At 69.1% G+C, this 24,119-nt stretch carries 19 protein-coding genes and 1 pseudogene; 9 read left to right on the top strand and 11 right to left on the bottom strand.

The window, feature by feature from the left end; translation table 11 throughout:
* The first annotated feature begins 15 nt into the window (after positions 1 to 15).
* Positions 16 to 681, top strand: coding sequence for a hypothetical protein (locus ACTMS9_RS05850; protein WP_441164328.1), 666 nt, complete (start codon positions 16 to 18; stop codon positions 679 to 681).
* A 90-nt stretch (positions 682 to 771) separates the two neighbouring features.
* On the opposite strand, the gene ACTMS9_RS05845 is transcribed toward ACTMS9_RS05850, so the two are convergent.
* From ACTMS9_RS05845 to ACTMS9_RS05815, 7 genes and pseudogenes are all read right to left on the bottom strand, one after another.
* Complete coding sequence (locus tag ACTMS9_RS05845) at positions 772 to 1,179, bottom strand: hypothetical protein (RefSeq protein WP_441164327.1); 408 nt, start codon at positions 1,177 to 1,179, stop codon at positions 772 to 774.
* Positions 1,180 to 1,337: 158 nt separating this feature from the next.
* The gene (locus ACTMS9_RS05840; protein WP_441164326.1) at positions 1,338 to 2,645 is read right to left on the bottom strand and encodes an AAA family ATPase; all 1,308 of its coding nucleotides are present in this window, start codon (positions 2,643 to 2,645) and stop codon (positions 1,338 to 1,340) included.
* A gap of 83 nt (positions 2,646 to 2,728) precedes the next feature.
* Entirely contained in the window at positions 2,729 to 3,181 is a 453-nt protein-coding gene (locus tag ACTMS9_RS05835; RefSeq protein ID WP_441164325.1) for a hypothetical protein, read from the bottom strand.
* Between the two features lie 125 nt (positions 3,182 to 3,306).
* Complete coding sequence (locus ACTMS9_RS05830) at positions 3,307 to 4,152, bottom strand: hypothetical protein (protein WP_441164324.1); 846 nt, start codon at positions 4,150 to 4,152, stop codon at positions 3,307 to 3,309.
* Complete coding sequence (locus ACTMS9_RS05825; protein ID WP_441164323.1) at positions 4,152 to 4,283, bottom strand: hypothetical protein; 132 nt, start codon at positions 4,281 to 4,283, stop codon at positions 4,152 to 4,154. The genes ACTMS9_RS05830 and ACTMS9_RS05825 overlap by 1 nt, the downstream gene beginning before the upstream one ends.
* Positions 4,284 to 4,402: 119 nt before the next feature.
* Entirely contained in the window at positions 4,403 to 4,591 is a 189-nt protein-coding gene (locus ACTMS9_RS05820) for a hypothetical protein (RefSeq protein ID WP_441164322.1), read from the bottom strand.
* Between the two features lie 124 nt (positions 4,592 to 4,715).
* Positions 4,716 to 4,920, bottom strand: a pseudogene (locus ACTMS9_RS05815) (helicase); the annotation flags it as partial.
* 179 nt (positions 4,921 to 5,099) lie between these two features.
* Here ACTMS9_RS05815 and ACTMS9_RS05810 point away from each other — a divergent pair.
* Positions 5,100 to 8,126 carry a hypothetical protein gene (locus ACTMS9_RS05810; protein ID WP_441164321.1) on the top strand — a complete coding sequence of 1,009 codons (3,027 nt, stop codon included), beginning with the start codon at positions 5,100 to 5,102 and terminating at the stop codon, positions 8,124 to 8,126.
* 364 nt (positions 8,127 to 8,490) lie between these two features.
* On the opposite strand, the gene ACTMS9_RS05805 is transcribed toward ACTMS9_RS05810, so the two are convergent.
* A complete protein-coding gene (locus ACTMS9_RS05805; protein ID WP_441164320.1) occupies positions 8,491 to 8,745 on the bottom strand; it encodes a hypothetical protein in 255 nt (84 codons plus the stop codon).
* Positions 8,742 to 9,008 carry a DivIVA domain-containing protein gene (locus ACTMS9_RS05800; protein WP_441164319.1) on the bottom strand — a complete coding sequence of 89 codons (267 nt, stop codon included), beginning with the start codon at positions 9,006 to 9,008 and terminating at the stop codon, positions 8,742 to 8,744. Before ACTMS9_RS05800 ends, ACTMS9_RS05805 begins: the two co-directional genes overlap by 4 nt.
* Positions 9,009 to 9,623: 615 nt before the next feature.
* Here ACTMS9_RS05800 and ACTMS9_RS05795 point away from each other — a divergent pair.
* Entirely contained in the window at positions 9,624 to 9,854 is a 231-nt protein-coding gene (locus ACTMS9_RS05795) for a winged helix-turn-helix domain-containing protein (RefSeq protein WP_441164318.1), read from the top strand.
* Between the two features lie 21 nt (positions 9,855 to 9,875).
* Positions 9,876 to 10,877, top strand: coding sequence for an HNH endonuclease (locus ACTMS9_RS05790; RefSeq protein ID WP_441164317.1), 1,002 nt, complete (start codon positions 9,876 to 9,878; stop codon positions 10,875 to 10,877).
* 139 nt (positions 10,878 to 11,016) lie between these two features.
* Here ACTMS9_RS05790 and ACTMS9_RS05785 read toward each other — a convergent pair whose 3' ends face one another.
* Positions 11,017 to 11,451 carry a very short patch repair endonuclease gene (locus ACTMS9_RS05785; RefSeq protein WP_441164316.1) on the bottom strand — a complete coding sequence of 145 codons (435 nt, stop codon included), beginning with the start codon at positions 11,449 to 11,451 and terminating at the stop codon, positions 11,017 to 11,019.
* Between the two features lie 7 nt (positions 11,452 to 11,458).
* Complete coding sequence (locus ACTMS9_RS05780; RefSeq protein ID WP_441164315.1) at positions 11,459 to 12,589, bottom strand: DNA cytosine methyltransferase; 1,131 nt, start codon at positions 12,587 to 12,589, stop codon at positions 11,459 to 11,461.
* A gap of 353 nt (positions 12,590 to 12,942) precedes the next feature.
* On the opposite strand from ACTMS9_RS05780, the gene ACTMS9_RS05775 reads away from it, so the two are divergent.
* The 5 genes from ACTMS9_RS05775 (at position 12,943) to ACTMS9_RS05755 (ending at position 24,096) form a co-directional block, all read left to right on the top strand.
* Complete coding sequence (locus ACTMS9_RS05775; RefSeq protein WP_441164314.1) at positions 12,943 to 16,053, top strand: hypothetical protein; 3,111 nt, start codon at positions 12,943 to 12,945, stop codon at positions 16,051 to 16,053.
* Positions 16,054 to 16,126: 73 nt separating this feature from the next.
* Positions 16,127 to 21,544 carry a DEAD/DEAH box helicase gene (locus ACTMS9_RS05770; protein ID WP_441164313.1) on the top strand — a complete coding sequence of 1,806 codons (5,418 nt, stop codon included), beginning with the start codon at positions 16,127 to 16,129 and terminating at the stop codon, positions 21,542 to 21,544.
* Between the two features lie 94 nt (positions 21,545 to 21,638).
* Positions 21,639 to 22,415, top strand: coding sequence for a hypothetical protein (locus ACTMS9_RS05765; RefSeq protein WP_441164312.1), 777 nt, complete (start codon positions 21,639 to 21,641; stop codon positions 22,413 to 22,415).
* Positions 22,416 to 22,420: 5 nt separating this feature from the next.
* The gene (locus ACTMS9_RS05760) at positions 22,421 to 23,740 is read left to right on the top strand and encodes a ParB N-terminal domain-containing protein (RefSeq protein WP_441164311.1); all 1,320 of its coding nucleotides are present in this window, start codon (positions 22,421 to 22,423) and stop codon (positions 23,738 to 23,740) included.
* Positions 23,737 to 24,096: a hypothetical protein gene (locus tag ACTMS9_RS05755; RefSeq protein ID WP_441164310.1), complete on the top strand. Its 360-nt coding sequence runs from the start codon at positions 23,737 to 23,739 to the stop codon at positions 24,094 to 24,096. Before ACTMS9_RS05760 ends, ACTMS9_RS05755 begins: the two co-directional genes overlap by 4 nt.
* The last annotated feature ends 23 nt before the right edge of the window (positions 24,097 to 24,119 follow it).

Below are 24,119 nucleotides of genomic sequence, written 5' to 3'. Positions count from 1 at the left end.
GACACAATGATCTTCATGACGCATCGGTGGGACGGCATCACTCGCAGCGAGTCGCTGTCGGCGTGGGCGGTGAAGGCCCGGCACGAGCTGGCCGACCGGGCCCGCGCGTACGACTGGGACGGCGTCTTCGCGGTGCTCGCCCAGCCCCGTAACGCCGACTGGATCAACGCCGCCCGCCTCGACGGCGCCTCCTGGTACGCCCCGCTGCACCAGGCCGCCAACGCCGGAGCGCCCGTCGAGGTGGTGCGACGCCTGGTCGAGCTGGGCGCCTGGCGGGCACTGCGCACCGCCGACGGGGAACGCCCGTTGGACATCGCCGTCCGGCTGGGCCATGAGCATCTGCGGCAGGTCCTGACCCCGCCCCGCCTCATCGACGTACCCGACCACGAGCTGCGCGCGGTCCAGGAGCACTTCCACGGGCTGATCCGCGCCCGCGTCGGCAACCTGGTCGACGAGCACCGGCTGCGCCTGCCGGAGCTGGAGGTGCTGCTGGAGACGCCTCGCGACGGAGCGCACTTCTCCGTCCCCGGCATGTACGGCGGCTTCAACTTCACCCTCACCGCCGAGGACGATCGGGCGAAGCTGACGACCGAGAGCTGGATGCGGGTGGTCGGCGGTTCCGGTCAGCGGCACGAGATCACCGCGAAAGAGGTCATCCTGGTCGAGGAGGGCTTCATCTGACGGCGCCCGCGCGGCCGGCGGTGGTGGTGCTGGTCGCGGTCGCTACGGAGCTGATGACGTCAACGATTCAGCATCGCCGCCGCACAGGCGTCAGCCGTTCTGGTCGGCAGCCGGACGGGGCCGGGGCACCTGCCGGTTGAAGCGCGGCGTCAGGGCGAGCACCAGGGCCTCCTTCTCGGCCTCCGGGTTCTCGGCCTCCTTCCAGCGGACGACGCACCGGTTCAGCCAGTGGGCGATGTCGCTGGCCGTCGCCACCGGCCCGGTCCGGTCGAGTTCCTGGCCGATCTGGTCGTGCAGCACCGACGAACCCCGGTTGCCGGTCAGGTGCTGGCGCAGCCGGTCCCGCAGGTTCCCCGTGCGGCCGACGTAGATGACGGTGTCGCCCGCGAGCACCACGTGGACACCGGCCGCGCGGGGCGCGCTCTCCGCCGTGTCCATCGTGTACGGCAGGGCGGGCGTGAAGCCGGCGAGCAGGTCGCCGTACGCGATCTCGGTCATCCTCGGACGGTAGCGAGGAAGCGCGCCGTCCGGCAGCCCCGTCGCCTGCCTTCAGGGCTGGTCTTGCACCGACTGCGGCCCATTTTCGTTCCGTTGTCCTTCGCCGGGCAATCCGGTCGGCGGCTTCCGGCGCGAGCATCACCGCCCCTGGCAAACTATTACGCTCCCAGGTGCGCCAGCATCGTCTGGTTCGCGGCCCAGCCGTCGGGGAACTTCACGGGCACGTCGAGGTGCACCGACTCGGTCGAGGGGTGGGCGTCCAGCAGCTCGCCGATGCCCGCCCGCGCCACCACGATGCAGGCGTGCCGGTGGCGTGACGCCAGCACGCACAGCCGCCCCGACTCGAGGTGGAAGGCGGTGGCGTCCCGCCGCCCGGAGAGCGGGTGCAGCACGATCGACACGTCGTACTCGCGGCCCTGGAGCCGGTTGGCGGTGTCGACGGTGACGCCCGCCCCGGCCCCGCCGAGGTGGGCGCGGATGGCCGCGACCTGGTCGCGGTGCGCGGCCCCGACGGCGATCCGGTCGGCGGTGACCGGCGCGCCGGCCAGCGCGTGCTCGGAGACGGCGACGGCTCCCCGCCGCAATACCCGCAGTGCCAGCGCAGCGCATGCCGAGGCCGCCTCCGCGTCGGTGCGCAGGGTGTGCCGGGCCGGCAGTTCGTGCAGCGCCCACCCGGTGGTGGCGGCCAGCTCGACCGCCGCGTCGAGCGCGTCCCCCTGGCCGGGCTCGGTGAACGACAGCGCCCGGTCGCCCGCGCCGGTGCCGGCGCGGAACCCGGTGAACGGGTAGAACGCCGCCGCGACCACCGGCGCCGCGGAGGCGGGCAGCCGCCACGAGACGGGCAGGCGGTGAACGGGCAGGTCGGGGTTGTGCCGCAGCAGCACCGCCACCGCCGACTGCATCGGGTCCCAGGTCAGGCCGGTCCATCGCGCGGTCTCGACGGTGGAGAACGGGTCGAGCTGGCCCGGGTCGCCCACGAACAGGGCCCGCTCGAACCGGCCGGCCACGCGCAGCAGGGCGTCCGACCGCATCTGGTACGCCTCGTCGACGATCGCCCAGGGCCAGGAACCCTCGGTAACGGTGGCCCACTTGGCGGCCGTACCGATGATGACGGCCGGGCCGCCGAGGTCGGCAACCTTGACCGCGACCTTGACCGTCTCGTGGCCCTTCACCCGGTCGGAGGGCTGGTAGTCGGTGGCGGAGAGGCGGCCGATGCGCAGCTCGGGGGCCTTGCGGGCGAGGCGGTCGATGAGGTCGTCGACCTGCTCGTTGGTCTGCGCGATGATGATCAGCGGCTCGCCGGCGGCGGCCAGCTCGGCGGCGGCGCGGACGACGAGGGTGGACTTGCCGGCGCCGGGCGGGGAGTCGACGACCACGCCGCGGTGGTCGCCGGAGCGCAGGTCGGCGAGTACGGCGGTGATGACGCGCTCCGCTTCGACGGCGGGTGGTATCTCCAGCCCCAGCATCGGCCCTCCTTCCAGGCGCCCCGCAGACTACCGGCAACTGTTCCGCCCACCTGAGCTTCATCCGATCGTGGCGCCGCCGATGACTAGCCGGCGCTGCGACGGGTACCCGCGGCCGGCAGCCGGCTGACATCGGCGGCAACGCCCATGTCACGCAACCGTTCGGCCAGCAACTTTATCTCGCCTCTGGTCCCACAAAACTCACCGGCAAGCAGTTTGCGAGCACACTCCCGCGCATCGGCGAGCGTTACCTGCTGCCGTCCCTGCCGTAGTGCCTTCATGATCACTACTGGGCTCGCTGCCGAAGACGGAAGCCTGATGCGGGACCAACCGTGGGCGTCACGAAGGGCTTCACGAATCACTTCCGGCGATTCGTCCCACCCAAACTCCTCGGTGGCGTTCCCGCAGGCTGGGCACTCGACCGACACCGTCCACTGGAGTCGGTTCTGGACCAGCCACTCCGCGACGTCGTGGGGCACCGCCGTACCGCATACCGGACACGGCAGCACCAACTCGGCGCCCTGACTGATCATTGCCAACCACGCATCCTCATGTACCGCTCCACGATGAGGTGGAACTGCCAGCGTCGCACATGGCTAGGGCGAGAAGACACTGGCCGTGCCGCGCGTCCATACCCGCGGCGATGCTCGTCGCACGCGCCGGTTCAGGCGTACGCCAGGGCGAGCCTGCGATGTTCGGGGTCGTCGGTGCGCTCGGCCAGGGCCCGCAACTCGGCCGAGGCGGTGTCCGGGTGGTGCGCGCACCAGGCGCGCATGAGGGCGGCGGCGGTTTCCGGCGGGCTCCCGGTGGCGGCGGCGACCACCACCTCCGCTGTCTCCTCCAACATCTGGTCGAGGGTCGGCACGGTCACGCCCAGCTCCCGCAGGTGCCGGGCGAACAGACCAACACCCAAGGACGTCAGTAGGGCAGCAGCCGCATCGTTGTCGATCGCCCCGAGCATGGCCAGCTGGTCGAGCAGTCGATCGGTGTCATGGTCGGCGAGCTGGCGCCAGCCCCGCTCCTGCTCCTCGCTTCCGGGGTCGAGCCCCAGTCCGTCGCATGCCGCCTGGTAGGCGAGCTGCCGCAACTCGTCGATCGCCACAGGTTCCGGCGCGATGTACAGGGCCATGGTCACGGCGAACACCGCCTCGTCGAACGGCCACCGCAGCACCGACTCAACCCACCCGCCCCCGCAGACCGCCTCGCCGAGCTCGAACAGTGCGGTGAAGGCCCGCCGGGACAGCGCGAGCGGGTCCGCCAGCACCTTCGCCGCGCTCTTGACCGGCACCAGCCGTCCCTTCACCACCCGCACGACGCGGGCCGCCCGGGCCCAGGCGACCAGCACGGTGAGCCCGTACAGGTCGTCGCTGCTGCGGGTCCTGAAGACGCGGTCGCCGACCATGGGATTGAGGATGTCGCCGGTGTCGAGCAGCGCGACGAGTTCCCGCCCGTCGGCCAACCGCAGCCTGCCGGTGGTGGTGAGGGTCCGCCCGTCACGGAGCCACCGCATTAGCTCCCGCAGCCGGCGTACCACAACAGCGTCGGTGGCCAGGCCGCGGAGGTGTCGTCGCCGGGCACGGCCACCAGCGGCAGCGGCGGGTGCCGGTCGGGATCCTCGCCGAGCAGGTGGTTGGCCATCACCTGGTTTAGCAGGTCCTTGTCGAGGGCTACACGGCCGGCGTGCAGGTCGGCGATGAACCGCTCGGCGGCGGCCTGGTCGGTGGGTCGATGCCCTCGTTCAGCATCCGCATCGCCCAGAACTACGCGATGCCGTAGCGGCTCTCGTCGGCCATCGCGTCGGCGAATGGCGCGGCGAGCTTGTCCAGGGCGGCGTGCAGCAATTGCTGGTCGGCGCAGAGCCGGTCGGTGAGGTCCTGGTCGAAGAGAAAGTCGACGAACGCGCCCACGGTCGGCGTGATGGCGGTCCACTGGTCCGGTGCCAACGTCACCTTGCGGGGAAACCAGTCAAGCAGCGCCTCTTCCAGATCCTCGGGCTGCCACCGTCCGAGAAGGCCGTCACCGTCGGAGCTCCAACGCCTTGCCGGCGAGGCGGTCGATGAGGTCGTCGACCTACTCGTTAGTCTGCGCGACGATGATCAGCCCCTCGCCTGCGGCGGCCAGCTCGATGGCGGCGCGGACCATCAGCGTCGACCTGCCGGCGCCCGGGCGGCGAGTCGACGAGCACGCCCCGATGCTCGCCGGACCGCAGGTCGGCCAGCACGGCCGTGATGACCCGCTCCGCCTCGACCGCGGGCGGCACGGCCAGCGCAGCCAGCATGTACCTCAACCCTCCTCGCCGCTGCCGGAACCCTGTCGGCAGGACGCTACATGGCTCGCACAGGGAATGTTCTGTCGTCACCCTGACCCAGCCTCTGCCCGTCTGGCGGATGACATTGCGGTAACACTAGATGACACTGTGCTCATGCGCGGCTGGCGAATGGACTTCGGAGTTGGCCGGTGACGAGTGCGAACGAGCAGTACGACAGGCTCCTCGCCGGCTACCTGGACAGTGACCGGGCCACCCTCTACGAGTACCTCGCGGCCCTGGATTTTTCCCTGCGGTTCGTCATGCTCTGCGCCGCCGCCGCGATGTACGACCGGGACCCGCAGCAGGTAAACATCGGGCGCGCTCCGGGATTCGGCGGTTATCTCGCGTACCTGAAGACGGCCCATTCTCTGCTGAGCAGCACGCCGGGCTCCAACCAGGCAGGTCTGTTGGAGCTGCTCCGACAGACGTTGCGCATAGTGCGCGCCTATCGCAGCGGCAGCCCCGAGTTCGCGACGCTGGAAAAGCTGCGCAACCACACGAGCCATGGCGGGCCGATCCCCACCGGGCAGACCAGGGACGAGCTCACCAAGCATGTCGAGGAGGTGCTGTCCGGAGTCGACGCCGCCGTACGCACGTTCCTCGAAGGCGCGACGACCGACGTGGCCACCGGCCCGTCGGAGCGGCCCTTCCGCCAACTGACGCTCCGGTGGCCTGACCGGCGGCTGCCGTTGTGGCCTTTCATTTGCGCCGATGACCTCGGGCGCTGGTGCCTGTACGCGCAGTACACCTCGCAGCACCCGATCTACCTCCGGCCTGGCCGCAGCGACGTGCGGGTGCCCGGGCGGGACGAGGACCTCGTCACGGCGCTCAACGACGCGCGGACGGCGCGGCCGGAGGACATTGTGTTCGCCCTGTTCGTGGAGGGCCTGCGCGCCGATCTCGCCGGGTTCCGTGACCCCGACTACGAGCTGCACCACTACGAGAGCGGCGGCGTGGTCACCTTCTTCTGGATGAAGAGGCGGGAGGCGGGCGTCGAGGAGCGCGTCGACAGCTTCCGGATCGGCCCTGGCGAGGAACGCCAGTGGCTGGCCGACGACGACGTCTGGGTCCGGTACTCGTCGTTCCTGCGGCACATCACCAACTGGCCTATGGTGGCCGTACGCATCCGTCAGTACCTACAGGGCCTTGAGCGGCAGATGCTCGACGAGGAGCAGACGCTGCTCGGGTGGTCACGGCCCTCCACGTTCCAGATCGAGCCCACGGTCCAGATGACCGACCTCGGCGTCTCGCAGCGCCTCGGCAACGCAATGCCGTTCCACGAGTTGATACGCGACATCGACCGCAGGTTGCAGGTACGCGGACCCCAGACCCAGGTGTACTTCGTCGCTGGCGAGGCCGGGATCGGCAAGACCCGGGCGCTGCTGAGGACCACCCTGGAACGCGCGCGGCTGGTCGAGGACGAACCCGACGACCTCGCTGCGGCGGAGCAGATGCCGCTGTTCCTGTACGTGCGGTCGACCGGGCTCGACGATCTGCAGAAGGCGATCGGATCCGCCGTGGTCGACGTGCCGAACATCAACGACGAGGCGGTGCGGACTCTGTGCCGCAACGGACTGATGGCCGTGTTCATCGACGGGTTCGACGAGTTGCGGGGCGGCATCGGCTACGGGGACGCGCTCAGCTCGCTGCGCGCCTGGATCGCCGATCTCGGCGGTCGCGGCGTCATCTTGGTTTCCGCCCGGTCCTCGTACTACCTCAGCCAGTACCGGTTCGATCTACAGAACAACGCCCAGAACCTGGACCTCGCAGTGGCGCACCGGGTGGCGTTGGTAGAGCGGTGGACGGACGCCCAGCTGCACGACTTCCTCGCTTGTCACGGCGTCGAGTCGCATGTTCTGGACGAGGTGCCCGCCGACGACCGCGACTTGCTGCGCCTGCCCTTCTTCGCCAAGGTCTACGTGGAGGCGTACCGACCACGGCTGGGACCGACCGGAGTCCCGGGCAGAGGCATCGCCGACGAGTTGCCCGACCTGATCCTCGACCAGTACATCAGCCGCGAGGCGCTGAAACTCTCCGCCGGGGAGGATCAGAAGCCGCTGATGTCGGCCAATGAGCTTCGGTCACTCTTCCAGACCATCGCGGACATCATGGCGGTAGAGCACGAGCGGCTGGTGACGATCAACGAGCTGGAACTGGCCGCCACGATGGCGATCGGCGACGAGGACCTCGACCATCGTCGCGGTCTACGCCGCCGCCTCACCGCGCTGTGCGGTATGGCGGTGACGTCAGCCGGGAGCGAACGGCGCTTCGCCTTCTCCCACGAGCTGTTCTACGACTACTTCCTGGCCGACGCGATGCTGGCCTACCTGCACAACGGCAACACTCAGCCGGTGATCGGCTCCCTGGCCAAGTCGCAGTGGCGGACTGCGACAGTCAAACGGATCGTCCGTCGTGCGCCGAACGCTGTGTTGGAGACACTTCAAGCCGCCAACGGCAGGGCCGCGCTGCTGGGTAAAGAGCGTGCTACTGCGTTCGGCGCCAACATCGGTGCACTCTGGACCGCTCTCGTCCATCAGATGGGCGGCCTGGACAACGAGACGATTCAGGATGCAACGTTCGACGCGCTGGACCTGACCGGGGTCACGTGCCGACTCGTCCGCTTTCAGCGCTGCCAGTTCCAGAAGCTGTCCCTGCCTTCCGCTGGCACCTGGGACATCAATCTGGAAGCGTGTCAGCTGGACACCCTCGAGGTCCGCTCCCGCAGCGCAGATCTCGCCAATCTGAGGGGCGTCGCCACCTCATCCGTTTCCCAGGTAGTCACGGCCGGAGGGCTGAGCGACACGCCTCGAGACGTGACCGCCGCGCTGGCGGCGCTAGGCGTCGAGCTGCCGACGGAGCCCGAGAGCGCGGAGCCGAGCCCATTGACGGAGGCGGTGCTCTACTACCTCGGGAAGATCGTCGACCGCAGCGACACCATCGTGGTCGAGCGGGACTACTCCGTCGTGACCGAGCACGCCTCGTGGACGAAGCGATACGGCTACTGGCCGGATTTCGTCAGGCTCCTGGAGCGGTCGGGGGTGGCCGTTCTGACCCAGATTCAGGCGGGCGGACAGCGCAAGTTTCGGTTGCGGTTTCAGACACTGCCGATCGCACTGCTACAGCGGGACGCTGAGCTGGAGCCGGTGGCACGGTTCTGGGATCTGGTCGAGGCGTAGCGCCCGGCGCAGCATCGCCTCGACGAGTACGTCCCGGTCTGAAGGCGGCCCGGGGCTCGCGGGCATCGCACCGGCCCAGCCAGTCGGCGATGTCCTTGACCGATGCCACCTGTCCACGCTTGTCGAGTTGCTGGCCGACCTGCTCGTGCAGCACCGACGAGTCCCGGTTACCGGTCAGGTGCTGCCGGAGCCGATTGCGCAGGTTTCCGGTGTAACCGACGTAGACGACCGTGCCGCGGTCGAGGACCACGTGCACGTCGGGCGAGCGGGGAGCGCCGGCGGCGGCTTCCATCGTGTACGGCTGGGGAGGCGTGAAGGCGGCCAGAAGATCTTCGGCGTCGAGCATCCCCGGACGCTACCGGGGTCAGCCCTCCCCCGCGGTCCCGCACGATCCGGGGTGCCCGTCGCGTAGTCGGCAGCGCCGGCCGTCGTCGAGCCGGGCGTCGCACCAGACCCGGTGGCGGAGGTACTGCGCGTCCTCCTCGCTGAGGGTGGTCTCACCGAAGTCGATGACCTCCACATGGTCGAGGGACATCCTGAGCGCAGCGGCCAGGCCGGCGGCGACCTCCCGGCTGGTCAGCGTGGTGGGCAGGTGGATGATCCAGCGGGGTGCGGTCACCGCTGCCACCGGTTGTTCGGTGACTGGTCGGGAACGGTGGGGCGGCAGGCGGTGTGGCGGGACTGCCACTGGCGCAGGGCCTGACGGATGCGCTCGGCCTCGGTGTTGGCGGTGGTCAGGTCGCGGTGCAGGCGGTCGAATTCGTCGGCGAGGCGGTTGAGGTAGGCGTGGACCTGGTCGGGGTCGAGGCCGCGCCAGCGGGTATCGAAGGTGGCGGCCCGGACCTGGTGCGGCAACAGTCGTTCCCCGGTCACGTAGATCATGGCCGCCTCGCGGTGAGGTCTCTAATCTCGTCCTTGGTCAGGCCACGGAGGGTCAGAATCCGGTGGCCCCAGCGGTGCAGGCGGCACGGGTGCGGGGCGCGGTCGTTGCGGCAACGCGGGCCGTCGGGCCACTGCTCAGCGGCGTGCACGGTGACCGCCTTGACGGCGAAGGTGACGTCTTCGGCGGTGACGTAAGGCGGTAGGGGTAGTTCACCGAGTATCTCGTCTATCGAGTCCATGTCCCTCCTTGGTTGGACGCGTTGCGGCACCGAGGCGGGCGGGGACGGCTTGGTACGAACGCGTCCGTACCGGCCGGAGCCCAACACCCGCCCCGGGCCTGTCTATAGGCCGCTGCCTAAACAGAGCAGCGTGGCTGACCGCCTTCCTGCTTCCTGGCCACGTCCTGCTGAGCCTGTCCGGTGGGGTGGCGTGCGAGCAGGATGCCGGGGCAGGCGCAGTGGACCACCCCGGCACTGCTCGGGCACTAGGGCCCGTACGAGCCGTTCTGGTGCCAACCCGAGCGACTCCAGGACAACCTATGTCACTAGGCGCTATAGGTCAACCACGCGCACGGGGTGAGAGGATCTGAGTAGGTGCCAGCCCGAAAGGATCCAAGTGTCCCCAATCCCGCTCAGCTACACCGACATCGCCGGTGACATCGCAGAACGAATCGAGACCGGCGAGTACGGGCCTGGTGCCAAGCTGCCGTCGTACTCGCAGCTCGCCGACCTCTACTCAGTGTCCTTCTCGACTGCCGCCCGGGCCATTGCCCTGCTGCGCGACCGGGGCATCGTCGTCGGCGCACCTGGGCGAGGCGTCTTCGTCGCCGGCCGCCCTCACGGATAAGGCGCGACGGCGATGCCTCCAGTGGACCTATCAGCCCTTACCGCATCGCATGCCAGACGCCTGCGCTGGTTCGAGGAAAGGGCTGGCACTGTTACGCGGTATCCAAAACAACTCGATGACGGCTCCTTTCTGGTTTCCCGCCCTAAGGGCATTTACAAACCTAGTGACCTGCCCTACGCCCTGTCCGTGCGCATCAATCTAAACAGCCCTTACAACGACGGCGCAATTTATGCGCGCGAAGACGGGACCTGGTACTTTTCCTATCATCAAGAGAATCCGGATCCTTCTCAGCGCGACGAGGAGTTCACGAACAGGGGCTTGATGGAGTGCATTCGACACGCCGCTCCGGTGGGAGTTCTACGAGAGCACGAGGCGGAAAGGAACCGCTCACCTGAATACCTTGTGCTCGGGTTAGCTGTTCCGGTTGCGTGGGAGTCGGGCTATTTCTTCTTCGAAGGGGTGCGCTCGGACGGAATTCTACATGGCGGCGATACTGCATCCGAGGTCTTGGTGTCCGCCGCCGAGGCGCAGAAAGACTCAACAGCGGGTGTTGAGTCACCTCCCAGCGATGACTACGATGCTAGGCTAAGGGTCGTCCGCCAGATCGTCGCACGCAGAGGCCAGCGCACGTTCAGAGCCGCTCTCTTGCAAGCGTATAGAGGGCGTTGCGCGATTACTGGAGCTGACGCCGAAGCCGTCCTCGAAGCAGCGCATCTCCGCCCCTATCGTGGCATTGATTCCAACATCCTTTCAAACGGCCTTTTGCTAAGGGCTGACGTTCATACGCTGCTTGACCTGCGCCTACTCGCGATCGAGCCGATCAGTCGACGTGTCCGAGTATCACAGCAGCTCGCGAAGTCGAGCTACTGGAAACTCGACGGAGTCCAGCTTTCAGAGCCTGCAGCTCAGAACCAGCGGCCCGCACTAACGGTGCTGGAAAACCTGTGGAAGCTGTTTCGCGAGGCGGAGAACAAACATAGGCCGACAGACCCGCGCAGCCGGGGTGAGCACGCAGACCCTTGATCAACAAGACTGAACTCCCCTCCTACCCGGACTTTAAGGTGCTCGTCTGATCGAAATCTCCTTGCGGGCTATAGGGCCGCCGCAGCGAAGCCGAGCGGACCGCCGAGATGCCTCTGACTGTCAGTCCAGCCGGGTTGCGTCACCCGTACGCGCCGGATCGCTCGGCTATAGCGGCCCTTACCAGCTTCGCTGCCTCCTCGGTGGCGGTGTGCTCCCAGAGCCGGACCACCCGCCAGCCGGACTCGCGCAGCGCCTGGTCAACCGCGCTGTCGCGCCCTTGATTCCGGGCAATCTTTTGATGCCAGTAGCCGCTTGGATCGCTCGGCATGCGCCCATGCTGGGGGCATCCATGCCAGAAACAACCGTCGACGAACACGGCCACGCGCGTCCGGGTGAAGACGACGTCCGGGCGGACGGTCCGGCCCGGGACTTTCACCTTTAGATTCACCCGATAGCGCAGACCGGCCGCGAAAAGCGCCCGCCGCAGCGCAAGCTCTGGCTTGGTCCCGGTGCTGCGGTTTGCCTTCATCGTCTTGGTGGCTGACGACGGCGGTGGGGTGGGCGGCAGCGGCATCGTAAGGCTAACCTTCGTCGGTCGCCTCTGGGGTGAGGACCGGAATTAGGTAGTGCCGTCCGATCCACCGCACAACATCGACCACGACCGCGTCACCGAAGCCGAACAGCTGCTGATTAGGGGTACCCGCCACCAATTTGTAATTGTCGGCACCCATGAGCCGCGCGTATTCCTTAGGCGTCATCCAGCGCACCCGGGGCTCGCGACCCATGCCGACCTCGACGAGCGCCTGCTTGCTGGAGCCACCCCCGGTCGTGCGCAGGCATCCCGCGATGGCGTCGCGGCGCAGCTCCCACATAGAGATGCCCTGCCGGGTGCGGCGATACGCGGACCGGTAGGAGATGGTGTTCCCGTCGCGAAGCGCCTCGAATCGGATGCGTTGCCCATCGCTGAGCGAGTCGACGAAGGCCTCCACCCGCTTCGCGTCCCACCACGCGCTAGCCGGGACGTCATGGTCTACCACGCCGCTGAGGTCCTTGGGGCCTTCCGGAAGCGGCGGCAGATCGAGGTAGTGCATGTCAAAGGTGCTGCTATGCCGCTCGTGGAGCGCGGTCACCCAGGGCGGGCGCACGTCGCTAGGGGCCGGGACGCCGACGTGGGAGTTCTTCGGCAGCTTGTCCTTGGAAATGCCGACGATGAACATGCGCGGCCGCGACTGCGGGACGAAATGCTTGGCGTCAATCGCCAGCACGTCGAGAGAGTAGTCCAGCTGGGAAAGCTTCTCGAAGGCACGTGCGATATCTTTGCCACCGTGGCTGGTGGCGAATCCGTGCACGTTCTCCAGCAGCACGACCGACGGGCGCCGCGGCATACCTTCTAAAATCCGCGCGAATTCGAAGAACATTCCCGACTGGGCGCCGTCCAGGCCAAGCCGATTGCCCGCCAGCGACAGGTCGATGCAAGGGAAGCTGCTTGTTGCCAGGTCTATTCCGGGTGGCAGGTCCGCCGCTTCGACCTCGCGGATGTCAACAACCTTGAAGTGCTTGTCAGCATCCGGGTAGTTCTCGCGGTAGGCGTTGAACTTGGCCTGCTTGATGTCGTTGGCCCAGACGACCTGGACGCCCAGCGGCTCGAGGGCGGTTCGCACCAGCCCGATGCCGGCGAAGAACTCCGCCGCTCGGATGGCCGTACCTTCCACGCGTCCTCCTCGGTCGATCGTCGCTGGGCAGCCTATAGGGGCGGGCGGTCGGCGATGCGCGCCACCCCGGTGGGAGATTTGATCATCTGTCCTGCCGAGCCAGGCCGTCTGGGCGGCGGAGGCCTCCACCCGAATCTGGTATTCAGGGTCAGGTCATGATATCGCCGACGACTCCACAGTGTCCGAATTGAGGGGGAATGCACCAAGGCAGAGTCCGCGGCTGAGAAAGTTCCCGAATATCGTCAGCCCCCAGCGAAACGGTTGCGCACGAACGGTCATTGTTTAGAGCGTGGTCCGCCCCTTACACTTCGAGACCCAAATCCCCCGATACGGAAGCGATAGCTGGTCAGCACATGCAACGTCAGCCGCCAGACCGATGGAAGATCTACTGCGCCTTCAACCGAGCCATTGCAGACGTGTTCTTCACCCAGGACATGGCGGGACTCCCGGTCTACATGGATTTCGACGAGGACACCCTCGCTCGCATCGGGCAACGGCTGAAACTGCCCACCGACAAGGTGTGGGATTTCCTGGCGGGCTCGGTCATCGGTGTGCTGTCGCTGCGCACGCGCCACAGCGACATCTTCGGCCTGCCCCTGCAGCGCACCCGCGAATGGCTGCGCCGGTGGCAGCAGACCCCACGCGACGAGCGGATGGACCTGCCGGCCCCGCCTGTATTGGCTCTCCTCGCGGTCTTCAGCATGGCCGCGGAGCGCATGGGCAGCGACGTCACCATGTCGGCGAGCAACTACTTCGGCCCCCTCTCTCAGCTGCTGCGGCTCGAGGACCCCCAGCAGAAGGAGCGCCTGGCCACCCAGTACCGGCAGCACGTCGAGCTGTTCTGGAACGTGCTCGGGCTGTGGCTGACCGGCTTGGACGGCATGCTCGGGCTGCCCTCCGCGGTGGCCCTGTCGCACCGCTACGTCGGGTTGTCGATGTCGCAGGCCCTGGTCCGCGAACACGACCGCGGCAAGCTGCCCCGGTTCTTCGCCACGTACGGTCTTGACCCGGGCAGGGAGGTCACGCCGCGCGAGATCGAGCCGTACCTCGACGACTGGATGAAGCGCACGCCGCCGCCGATCAGCCGGAACCTGGCCACCCTCTGGGCCCGGCAGCCCGCCGCCCGCGAGCGGATTGCCAGCGTCGTCGCGCTCGAGCTGCAGACCTGGGACGGCAACGACCGGGACGCCGCGCCCCGATCGCAGGCGGCCGGTGCACGTGGCGGCGAAGCCCGGCTGGTCGCCCTGATCCGCTCCAACCTGTTCGGCCGCAGGGTCGAGTTCAGCCTGGTGGTCAAGCTGCCCGGCCACGACGAGCCGCGGCGCCTGCAGATCGCCAGCGCCGTCGGTGACCAGCAACCGGTCCTCGACTTCATGCCCGGCGTCAACGGCTGGCACCGCCTGCACCGCCCGGCCGACTTGGCCCACACCTCCATCCTCGACGGCGTGCTGCGCCTGACCGACACCGACGGCGGAGCGCCCGTCGTGCGCCGCCCGCGCCAGGTGCTGCCAATGCGCAAGGACGAAGCGCTCGGTCAGTACCTCGAGGCCGAACGGCTCCAGCTTGCCGAGGACGGCATCGTCTTCGCCTACGACGGGCTCGCCGACGAGGTCGACGCGGTGCTTGCCCAGGTCGCCCGCCCCGGCTACCGGCGGGTCCCTGGAGGCCAGGAAGGGGTGCCTCTGAACTGGACGATGTTCGCTGACGTTCAGGTGCTGGGGCTACTTTCGCCCGAAGCCCGCGCCAAGCTGCGTGACGACCTCAACGTGCTGCAGCCCTCGGTCTCATCGCAACTGACCCTCGCCGGAGGGATGAAAATGCCCGGCCGGATGCGCAAGTACGCCGCCCAGGCACCCCCGGAGCTGCGAGCCGTGGCCGTGGCCGCGGGCCACATCAAACTAGAGATCATCCGCAAGGACACCGGGGCGCTCGACGGCCTCGACGACGCCACGCCGATCGTCCTCGACCAGGTGATCGCCGCCCGCGAGTCGGACGGCGCCGCCCTAGTGTTCCCGCTCGCCGACGCCGACCTCGCCGAGGGCGACTATGAGGCCCTGCTCTTCGTCAACAGGACGAAGGACGCCACCCACCGAATGCCCTTCTTCCTGCGCTCCGGCGACTACGTCGACCTGGCGCTGTGGGCACGCGCGACCCGGCTCGCCTACTTGCCTGGGACCCAGCACGGGCGGGGCGTGCTCAGCGCGGACGAGTACACCGAGGAGTCGGCGGCGGTGGTCGACGGCGTCGTCGTTATCGGCGAGGACGCCGCGCCGCGCCGGCCGGCGCCGCAGGTCGTTTGGTGGACGGAGCCGCGGCCGCCCGCCGGCGCGGCCCTGCCTGCGACGACGCTCGCCGCGCCCGACCCGAGCTCGTGCCTAGTCACCCGAGCGCACTATTGGGATCTGCCGTACGCCGGGGGCAAGACGCTGGCCGTCGAGGGCACCTGCCGTCGCTGCGGCTTGGTCAAGCGCTTCCCGAATACCCCCTGGGCAGCCGAAGCCCAGAAGAAGGCGCGTGACAAGCTCGAATCTTGCTACCACGTGGACGTGCACCAGGTGGCCCCCGTGCAGCCGGGCAAGCTGACCTGGGACATCGGCCTGGACGCGCTGATGCACGCCGGCGGCGGCGGATACTCTTCCTTCGAGCGCACCGCCTTGCAGATCGAGGGCTCGCTGCTGTTCGTCCACGTCTTCGCCCGTACGCTCGAATCCCTCGGCCACGTGCAGATCCGGCGCGACCCCCGGAACCTCGAGCCGCTCGACTGGGAGATTGCCCCGTCCGCGCTGGCCGAGCTCGTCGATGGCTCGTACCTGTTGGTCGGCTACTGGCCCGCCGGGTACGTAAACACGGTCGAGGACTGGATCGCCGGCACGCCGGGTCGCCTCAGCGTGCAACCCGACCCGGAAGGCCCGAGCCGGCGGGTGCTGCGCGGGCTGACCGCCGACCAGGTTCACGAGCTGGCCGCCGAGCTCGGGGTCACGGTCGCGGCCCGGCCGGCGGCGGCGATCCTCGGCGCGACGCCCGGGCTCAGCGAGGTGCTGGCCGCGCTGCCCCGGGTGAGCATGCCGGGGGCACGCAGCGTACAGCAGTTCCACCTCGGCTCGGCCGCCTGGGTGACGCAGCCCCGGCCGGACGAGCCCGGCGCGTACGCGTTGGAGTCCTTCGGCAAGACGTACCTGTTCCGCGACGCTGAGGACGTGGCCGCCGGCACCGCACGCATCGGTGCCGCGAACCTGGTCAAACACCTCGCGGCCCTGCAGGCCGGCCGCCCGCTGCTGGCCTACCGCGCCGAGGAACGCGCCCTCGACGTGCCGCTGGGTGCCGAGCTGCCGGGGCTGTACGGCCGCGCCGCGGTGCTCTGTGTCGGCCGCCCGCCCTACAAACTCGGCCCTCTGCGGGTGCTGCGCTATCCCGGTGTGCCCGCCGAGATCGCCGAGATGCTGACCGCCCGCCTCACCAGCTGATCCACCGCACCGCATCGAGATGAGGACCGTCATGTCGCAGAACGGCGCCGCCACGCCGAGGCCGCGTTTCCCGATGCCGACGCAGGTCTACCGGGAGCTGCAGGATGCGTACCTGCGATACTTCGACACGGCGTACTGGCTGCGCGACAAGCCGCTGCGCGACGAGCGCCGGCAGCTGCTGGAGACGCCCGGGCTGCTGTTCACCGACGTGCTGCTCGAACCGGTGGTCCCTTACGACGCCGATTACCCGCTGGCGGAGGCGGCGCAGCGGGCCAGCCTCGACCCGGTCGCGGCGCGCATCGTGGGCGAGGCCCTGTTCGGCGACTTTGTCAAGCCGGGACAGCAGATGATGCTGCGCCGCCACCAGGCCGAGGCGCTCATCCGGTCGCTGAGCAACGCCGAAGGCGAGCCCCGCAACGTGGTCGTCACCTCCGGCACCGGCTCGGGCAAGACCGAGTCCTTCCTGCTCCCTGTGCTCGCCCGGCTGGTCCAGGAGGCACTCACCTGGACCAAGCAGCCCGAGGCGGACCGCTGGTGGGAAGCCGCCGGCAGCGCCCTCAACTGGCGGCCGCTACGCGCCCCGGAAACGCGGCCCGCGGCGCTGCGCACCGTCGTGCTGTACCCCACCAACGCGCTGGTCGAGGACCAGGTCTCCCGGCTGCGCCGCGCGCTGCGCCGGATTGCGGAGACCGGCGAGGTCCCGCCGCTGTGGTTCGGCCGCTACACCGGCGCCACCCCCGGATCCGGCGAGCTGCCCGGACCTAAGGACAAGGATAAGGTGCGCGAGGCCGCCGCCGAGATCAACAGCACCGCCCAGGATTTCCTGCAGCTAGCCAAGGCGTACGAGAACGCGCCGGACCGCCAGCAGATGCTTGCCCAGTTCGCCGACCCACGGCAGGCGGAAATGACGACCCGCTGGGACATGGTTGCGTCGCCGCCCGACCTGATGGTCACCAACTACTCGATGCTCAACGCGATGCTGATGCGCGACATCGAACAGCCGATGTTCGCCGCCACCGCGAGCTGGCTCGCCGCCGACCAGAACACCAGCTTCACCATCGTCATCGACGAGATGCACCTCTACCGCGGCACCCAGGGCAGCGAGGTCGCGATGGTGGTCCGCAACCTGCTGTCGCGGCTCGGCCTGGACGCGGACTCCCCGCAGCTGCGCTGCCTGGCCACCAGCGCCTCGCTTACCGACGACGACAAGGGCCGCGGCTACCTGGAGGAGTTCTTCGGCGTCGACCGGTCCAGCTTCTTCGTCACCGCCGGCACGCCCCGCACGATCCCCGAGCGCAAGCCTCTGTCGCGCGCCGCGTTCGAGGAGCACGCCAAGACCCTGCCCGCCGACGGGAGCGACCGCGCGGCCGCGCTCAGCGCCCTGGCCGCCGAGCACCGGCTCTCGGAAGCCGTCGCCGCCGCGTGTCGCGCCGACGCCGGCGCGCCGATGCGCGCGACCCGGCTGCCCGACATTGAGCGGCACCTCTTCGACGAGCCGCCGGCCACCGCCGACGGCGTCACTAGCGAGGCGTTCGACCTCGTGCTGGAAGCCGGAGCGGAAGCCTGGAACGACCCGGCCACGATCCCGCTGCGCGCGCACATGTTCGTTCGCACGGCGAGCGGGCTGTGGGCCTGCGCCAACCGGGCCTGCACTGAGGTGCGGCCGGAGCACGCGTACGCGGAGCGGAAGATCGGCCGGTTGTACAGCCGGCCGGCCACGACGTGCCCGTGCGGCGGGCGGGTTCTCGAGGTGCTGTACTGCTTCGACTGCGGAGAGGTCAGCCTGGGCGGCTACGTCATCGACCGCGTCCCCGACAGCGTCCCGCCGATGCTCGCTCTCGGTTCGCTGGCCGACAAGATCCCCTCGGACCAGACCCGCCCGGTCAACCGCCGCTCGAACGGCGAGTACATCTGGTATTGGCCAGAGCCGGAGAAGCCAGCCGTGGTCAAGCCGTGGAACCACAAGCTTGAGGGCCCGGACACCAAGGGACGCCAGATCAGCTTTTCGTTTGCGCAGGCGCGGCTGGACCCGACCTCCGGACTGATCGTCGAGGACGCCCAGGACCCGACCGGTTACGTCCTGCGAGTCAGTCCGATGGGAGAGACCAGGGCCAAGGCACCCGCGCTGCCGGAGAAGTGCCCGCGCTGCGGTGCCCAGAACGTCAATAACGACCTACAAAAGTTCTGGCGCGGCATCGTGCGGTCGCCGATCCGGGGACACCGCTCCGGGCAGTCGCAGTCGATCCAGCTTTACCTCGCCCAACTGTTCCGCAGCATGGGCACGACCGCCGCCGAGTCGCGCACCATCCTGTTCACCGACAGCCGCGACGACGCCGCTCGTACCGCCGCCGGCGTCGCCAAGAACCACCACCGCGACCTCGTGCGCCAGCTCATCCGGCACGAGCTGGAGCAGCCCGAGGCCGACGCAGTTGACGCCGTGCTGGGGATGCTCACCGGAGCGCCGACGCCGGAGGGGCAGGCGGCGTTTGTCACCATGCAGAGCGAACATCCCGAGCTGTTCCAGGCGCTGATGAAGAAGGCGGCGCTGGGCGTCGCCCCGCCCGAGACGGAAGCGCTGATCGCGGCGTACCGGGCGAGCAAAGTAACGGCCCAACTACCGTGGTCGGTCGCGGCCACCCGGCTCGAGAAGGCCATGGTGCAGCGGGGCATCCACCCCGCCGGCCCTGGCACTTCCATGCAGAAGTGGCAGGGCGAGCCCTGGTACCGGGTGTACGACCCGCCGCAACCGGGCCTCTGGACGCCCCTGCACCCCGAGATCCAGATGAAGGGCTACGAGCGCTACCGCCGGGAGCTGGCCACGACGATGGCCGAGGCGGTGTTCGACCGCGCGGCCCGCGACCTGGAGTCCACCGGCCTGGTGGTGGTCGACCCGCGCAACCCGCGGCTGGACGACGCTGGCGTCGCCGAGGACGTCGCGCTGCAGATCCTCCGCTCGGTGATCCGGATCCTCGGCATCCAGGGGCGGTACGCCGGCAACAGGTACTTCTCGCCCGCGTTCGACATCCCGGCCGCGGTGAAGGGCTACCTGAAGGCGGTCGCCGAACGGCACGGGCTGGCCGGCTCGGGCGTGCTGGAGACATGGGTGACCCGCGAGATCGGGGGGCGGGTGGCCCCGGAATGGGGGCTACGCGTCGACAGCGTGGAAGCGCCGTTCCTGCTGACCAAGGCCGGCTCGGAGGTCTGGGTCTGTCGCCGGTGCAACTACCGGCACCTGCACGCCTCGGCCGGGGTTTGCGCCGCCCGCGGCTGCCACCACCCGGACCTGGATCGGCGCGAGGCCGGCAATCAGGAGCAGGACTACTACGCCTGGCTCGCCGAGCTCGAGCCGCGCCGGATGGCCGTCGCCGAGCTGACCGGCCAGACCAAGCCCCTGGCAGTCCAGCGGCAGCGCCAACGGTGGTTCAAGGAGGCGCTGCTCAAGGAGCCGCTGGAGAACCCACTGACGACGCCGCTGGACGTGCTCAGCGTGACGACCACGATGGAGGTCGGCGTCGACATCGGCTCGCTGCGCTCGACGGTCATGGCCAACGTGCCGCCGCAGCGGTTCAACTACCAGCAGCGCGTCGGCCGGGCCGGACGTCAGGGACAGCCGTACTCGTACGCCCTCACCGTCGCCCGCTCCCGCACCCACGACGACTACTACTTCAACGCCACGGAGCGGATGACCGGCGACGCCCCGCCGCAGCCGTTCCTCGACCTGGAACGCACCCGCATCGCGCGCCGCGTCGTGGCGGCCGAGCTGCTGCGCCGGGCCTTCGCGGCGAGCCTGCCCACGCCGGCGCGCAGCCGCGAGAGCATCCACGGCATCTTCGGCGTCCGCGACCAGTGGGCCGACACCTACCGGCCGCAGATCGAGCTGTGGCTCGACCAGTCGCCCGACGTGCCGGAGGTCGTCGCCGCGCTAACCGTGCGCACCGGCACGACCGCGGCGGAGATCGCGGAGCTGGAACTCTGGGCCCGCCGCGACCTCGTGACGGACATCGACACCGCCTTAAACAACCCGTTTTACCAGCAGAACCAGCTGAGCGAGGTGCTGGCCAACGCCGGCGTCCTACCGATGTTCGGCTTCCCCACCCGCGTCCGCAACCTCTACCAGGATTACCCGAAGGACAAGCGCGACCTCACCGACCTGGTCGTGTCCGACAGATCCCTGGACATGGCGGTGGCCAGCTTCGTGCCCGGCGCGGAGGTCGTCCGCGACGGCGAGATCCACACGGCCGTGGGCTTCGCCGCGTACGAGGTCAAGGGGCCGCGGGTGCTGCCCATCGACCCGCTGGGCAAGCCCATTGACATCACCAAGTGCCAGAACTGCGGCCGTACGTCGGTCGGGGTGGACACCGGAGTGTGCCCGGCCTGCCAGGGCGAGCTCACCACGTTCGTAATGTTCCAGCCGCTCGGGTTCCGCACCGACTACCACGCTCGCGACTACGACGTCGACGGCGAGACTGTGGCCGTTATGGGTTTCCCCGAGCTGGGCGTCGCCTCGGACCCCGACCGCTCCGGCACGGTGGAGGGCCTGCGCGTCGACGTGTACGAGCTGGCCGACATCCTGCGCGTCAACGACAACCTGGGCCGGCTGTTCGCGATGGAGGAGGCGGCCGGCCGGTCGATCGTCGTCCGGGACAGCTCGCTTTACGGCAACGACGTCAAGCTTCCCAACACCCAGGGGCATCGCATCGACGCCGCGATCGGCGAGGTTCGCAAGACCGACGTGCTGGTCGTGACCGCCGACCACCTGGACATCCCCGGCGGCATCGTGCCGACCGATCCGGCCGTGCTGCCCGCCGGCCTGCCGGCGATGTGGTCGTTCGCAGAGGTGCTGCGCCGGGGCGTGCAAGCCGAGCTGGACATCGACCCTAACGAGCTGTCGGCGGGCCTGCACCCGGCCCGGATCGGCGACGACCAGGTGCACCGGGTGTTCCTGGCCGACACCCTCGAGAACGGTGCCGGGTACGCGACCCTGCTCGGCGATCCCCAGTTCTTCGCCAAGGTGCTGGAAAGCGCCCTCGACGACCTGGGCGCGATGTGGCGGAGCCGGCGACACGCCGAGGAGTGCACAGCGTCGTGCCCGGACTGCCTGCGCTCCTTCGACAACCAGCGCATCCACGGCGCCCTGGACTGGCGGCTGGCCCTGGACATGGCCGAGCTGGGGCTGGGCCGGCCGGTCGATTGGGAGCGCTGGCTGAGCCGAACCGGACCGCTGGTCGCCGGCTTTATGAGCTCCTTCACCCCCGTGGGCATCCAGCACCACGAGGTCGAGGGCATCGCGGTGCTCGCCCACTCGGGCAGCCGCAAAGCCGTCATCCTGCGACACCCGCTATGGCGTCCCGAGCCGGAGCTGCGCACGCCGCGCCACGAGCGCGTCGCCACCTGGGTCACCGAGAAGCTCGGCTACCGCATCGAGCAGGGCGACCTGTTTGAACTGGACCGCAATCCGATGCGGATCGCCCAGCGGCTGCTGATGGACTGACCGGACAGCGAGGGGAGGGCTGGAGACGGTGTTGCCGGAAGACGCTGCGCCATGTCACCACGCGGGGGCACCCCCGCCGGAGGTAGTGCACAAAGTGGACGACTTCATCATGAAGCTCGTCACGGAGACCGACATCCTTGCCCGGTACGGGCTGACCGCCGAGGAATACCGCGACGCCCTGCCGGCGGCGATCGAAGCGACGCGCGGCAGAATGAGCGCGAGCAACGCCGGCCGTCGCCGGTTCCTGCTCGATATGTTGGAGGCGCTGCAGCAGGCGGGCCTGGTGGACAGCGTCACCAAGCCCCAGTACGGCGACGACACCGTGTACCGGCTCGCGGTCCCCGGGTTCGGCAACGTGGCGATCATTCAGAAGGGCTGCCCGGATGGGGAGCACGGCAGCGTCCGCTGGGCGGTGCCGGGCTGGGCGCGGGAGACGTACCTCTGGTGGCTGTGCGACAGCATGAAGTCCGAGCCCGGCGAACACGTCGCCAAGGGCATACAGCGCATGCGCAGTCGCCTCCTCGACCCGGCCGACCGGACGGTGGACGGCGTCATCTTCCACAACCACCTCTGTGGCACGCCCAAGCGCCTATGTCCCAAACAGGACCGAGCCGTGCAGATCGGCGCGCAACTGGTGCCACCGCCCTGCGTCTACGTCACGCCCGACAGCGACACCCAGGCGACCGACCTGAACTGGGACGGCAGGCAGCAGCGCGTCTTCCCCGGCATCCTGCTCAGCCTCTTCGGCATCGACGAACAGGCCCTGCCGGCGTACGTCGGACACGTCGGATTCCAGCGTAAGAGCGGCGAAGTCCGCACCACCATATCGGCTAGATTCGGCTTCGGCCGTTCCACCACGTACAGGAGATGATCCGCTTGCCCAACCTGATGCTGGACCAGGACCGTGTGGCGATGCTGCAGGCCCGCAAGCCCGTCCGGCACGTGCTGGTTCCGGCCTGGCCACGCGAGCAAAAGGAGCTCCCGCAGGTCGAGGTCGAGGTCACCTGGGTGCGCTTCTCCACGCTCAACCACCGCACGCAGGCCGAACAGCGCCGCGAGATCCACCTGGCCGGTCAGCCCGACCTGTTCACCGCCGACCCGCTGGGCCCGGCCGCCCAAGACGCGCAGTACCGCATCCTCACCGGCCAGGAGGGCTTTAAGGAACTCAAGGAGGACCTGAGGGACCGCGGCCAGCAGGATCCAGCCATCGTCACCGCCGAGGGCGTCCTGATCAACGGCAACCGGCGCACCGCCGCCCTGCGCTCGCTCTACCAGGACGACGACTGGCTCAAGGCGCGCTACGTCCAGTGCCTGGTCCTGCCAGACGACGCCCAGCCCGACGAGCTGGTGGACCTCGAGGCGGAGCTGCAGATCGCGCGCGACTTCAAGCAGGGGTACTCCTGGATCAACGAGGCGTTCCTCATCGAGGAGCTCTACGACCGCGAGGGCAAGGACTTCGGACGCGTCGCCCGGCGCATGCACAGCGACGTCGCGAAGGTGCGGGATCTGCACGAGAAGCTCCAGCAGGTGCACCAGCTGGTCGACCTGGCGAAGGGCGCGCGCCTGCACGTCGACTTCACCGACAACGAGTCGGCCTTCGCCGAGCTCGCCCGGCACATCCGGAACAAGCCGCCGGCCGAGGCCGACAGCGTGCGGTCGGCGTACTTCCTCGGCACCTTGGCCAACGTCGAGTACCGCAAGCTGCGGCACCTGCAACGCGCCGACGCGGCCGAGCTCATCCAGCGGGAGATCGAGCGCGACCCGGCGCTCAAGCCGGTGCTCGACGCCGCCCAGTCCGCCCCGTGTCCCGGTCCCAGCGACGACCTGCTGGACGACCTGCTCGGCGAGGACCCGCCGGCGCAGCCGCTGAACGAGCTGCTGGGCCTGGTCGCCGCCCGGACACCCAATGAGAGCCTGCCGCTCGGCGACGGCGACAAGGTCTCCGCCCGCCAGGTGCTCAGCTCGCTGCGCAGCGCGATCACCGCCGTCGCCGACGAAGCCGCGGACGAAGCCGCGGACCAGTCGGCGGCCAAGGCGCCGCTCATCCACGCCGACAAGGTGATCAACGGCTTGAAGCGGATCCGCAAGGATCTCCCGAAGGCCCGGGCCCAGACCGAGTGGGACGAGCACGCCTTCGCCCTCAAGATCGCCGAGGTCGAGGGGCTGCTGGACGAGATCGAGGGCCGCCGGGCGTGATCCTCGCCGAGCTCTACCAGCAGGGCCGCCCGCTCGTCGTCGTCACCCGCCAGGCCCCAGCCGTCGCCGGTGCCTGGGCCCGCCTGCAGGCCGCCATGTCCCGCGGCATCGTCGGCGGCTCCTCCGACCGCATGGACGTGCGCGTCGATGTGTTCCTCGCCGAGCTGGCGGCGCTGCGCGAGGTCCGGACGATCTTCCATGAGCAGCTCCAGCTCGGCCCGGCGCTGCAGGGGCAGGTCCGCTCGCTCATTGGCGACCAGAAACGCCGCGAGGACGTCGCCGCCGGCGTAGGGCCGAGGACCTCCGAAGCTTCCGCCGCGAGCTGCGCGGCTTCCAGCTGGAGAACCTCGCGCTGATCCAGCAACTGCCGCACGGCGCC

Source organism: Micromonospora sp. L31, assembly GCF_052068075.1.
GTDB classification, from domain to species: Bacteria; Actinomycetota; Actinomycetes; order Mycobacteriales; family Micromonosporaceae; genus Micromonospora; species Micromonospora purpureochromogenes.
The sequence above is the reverse complement of the archived record's forward strand: the minus strand, read 5'-3'. Positions and strand labels throughout refer to the sequence as shown.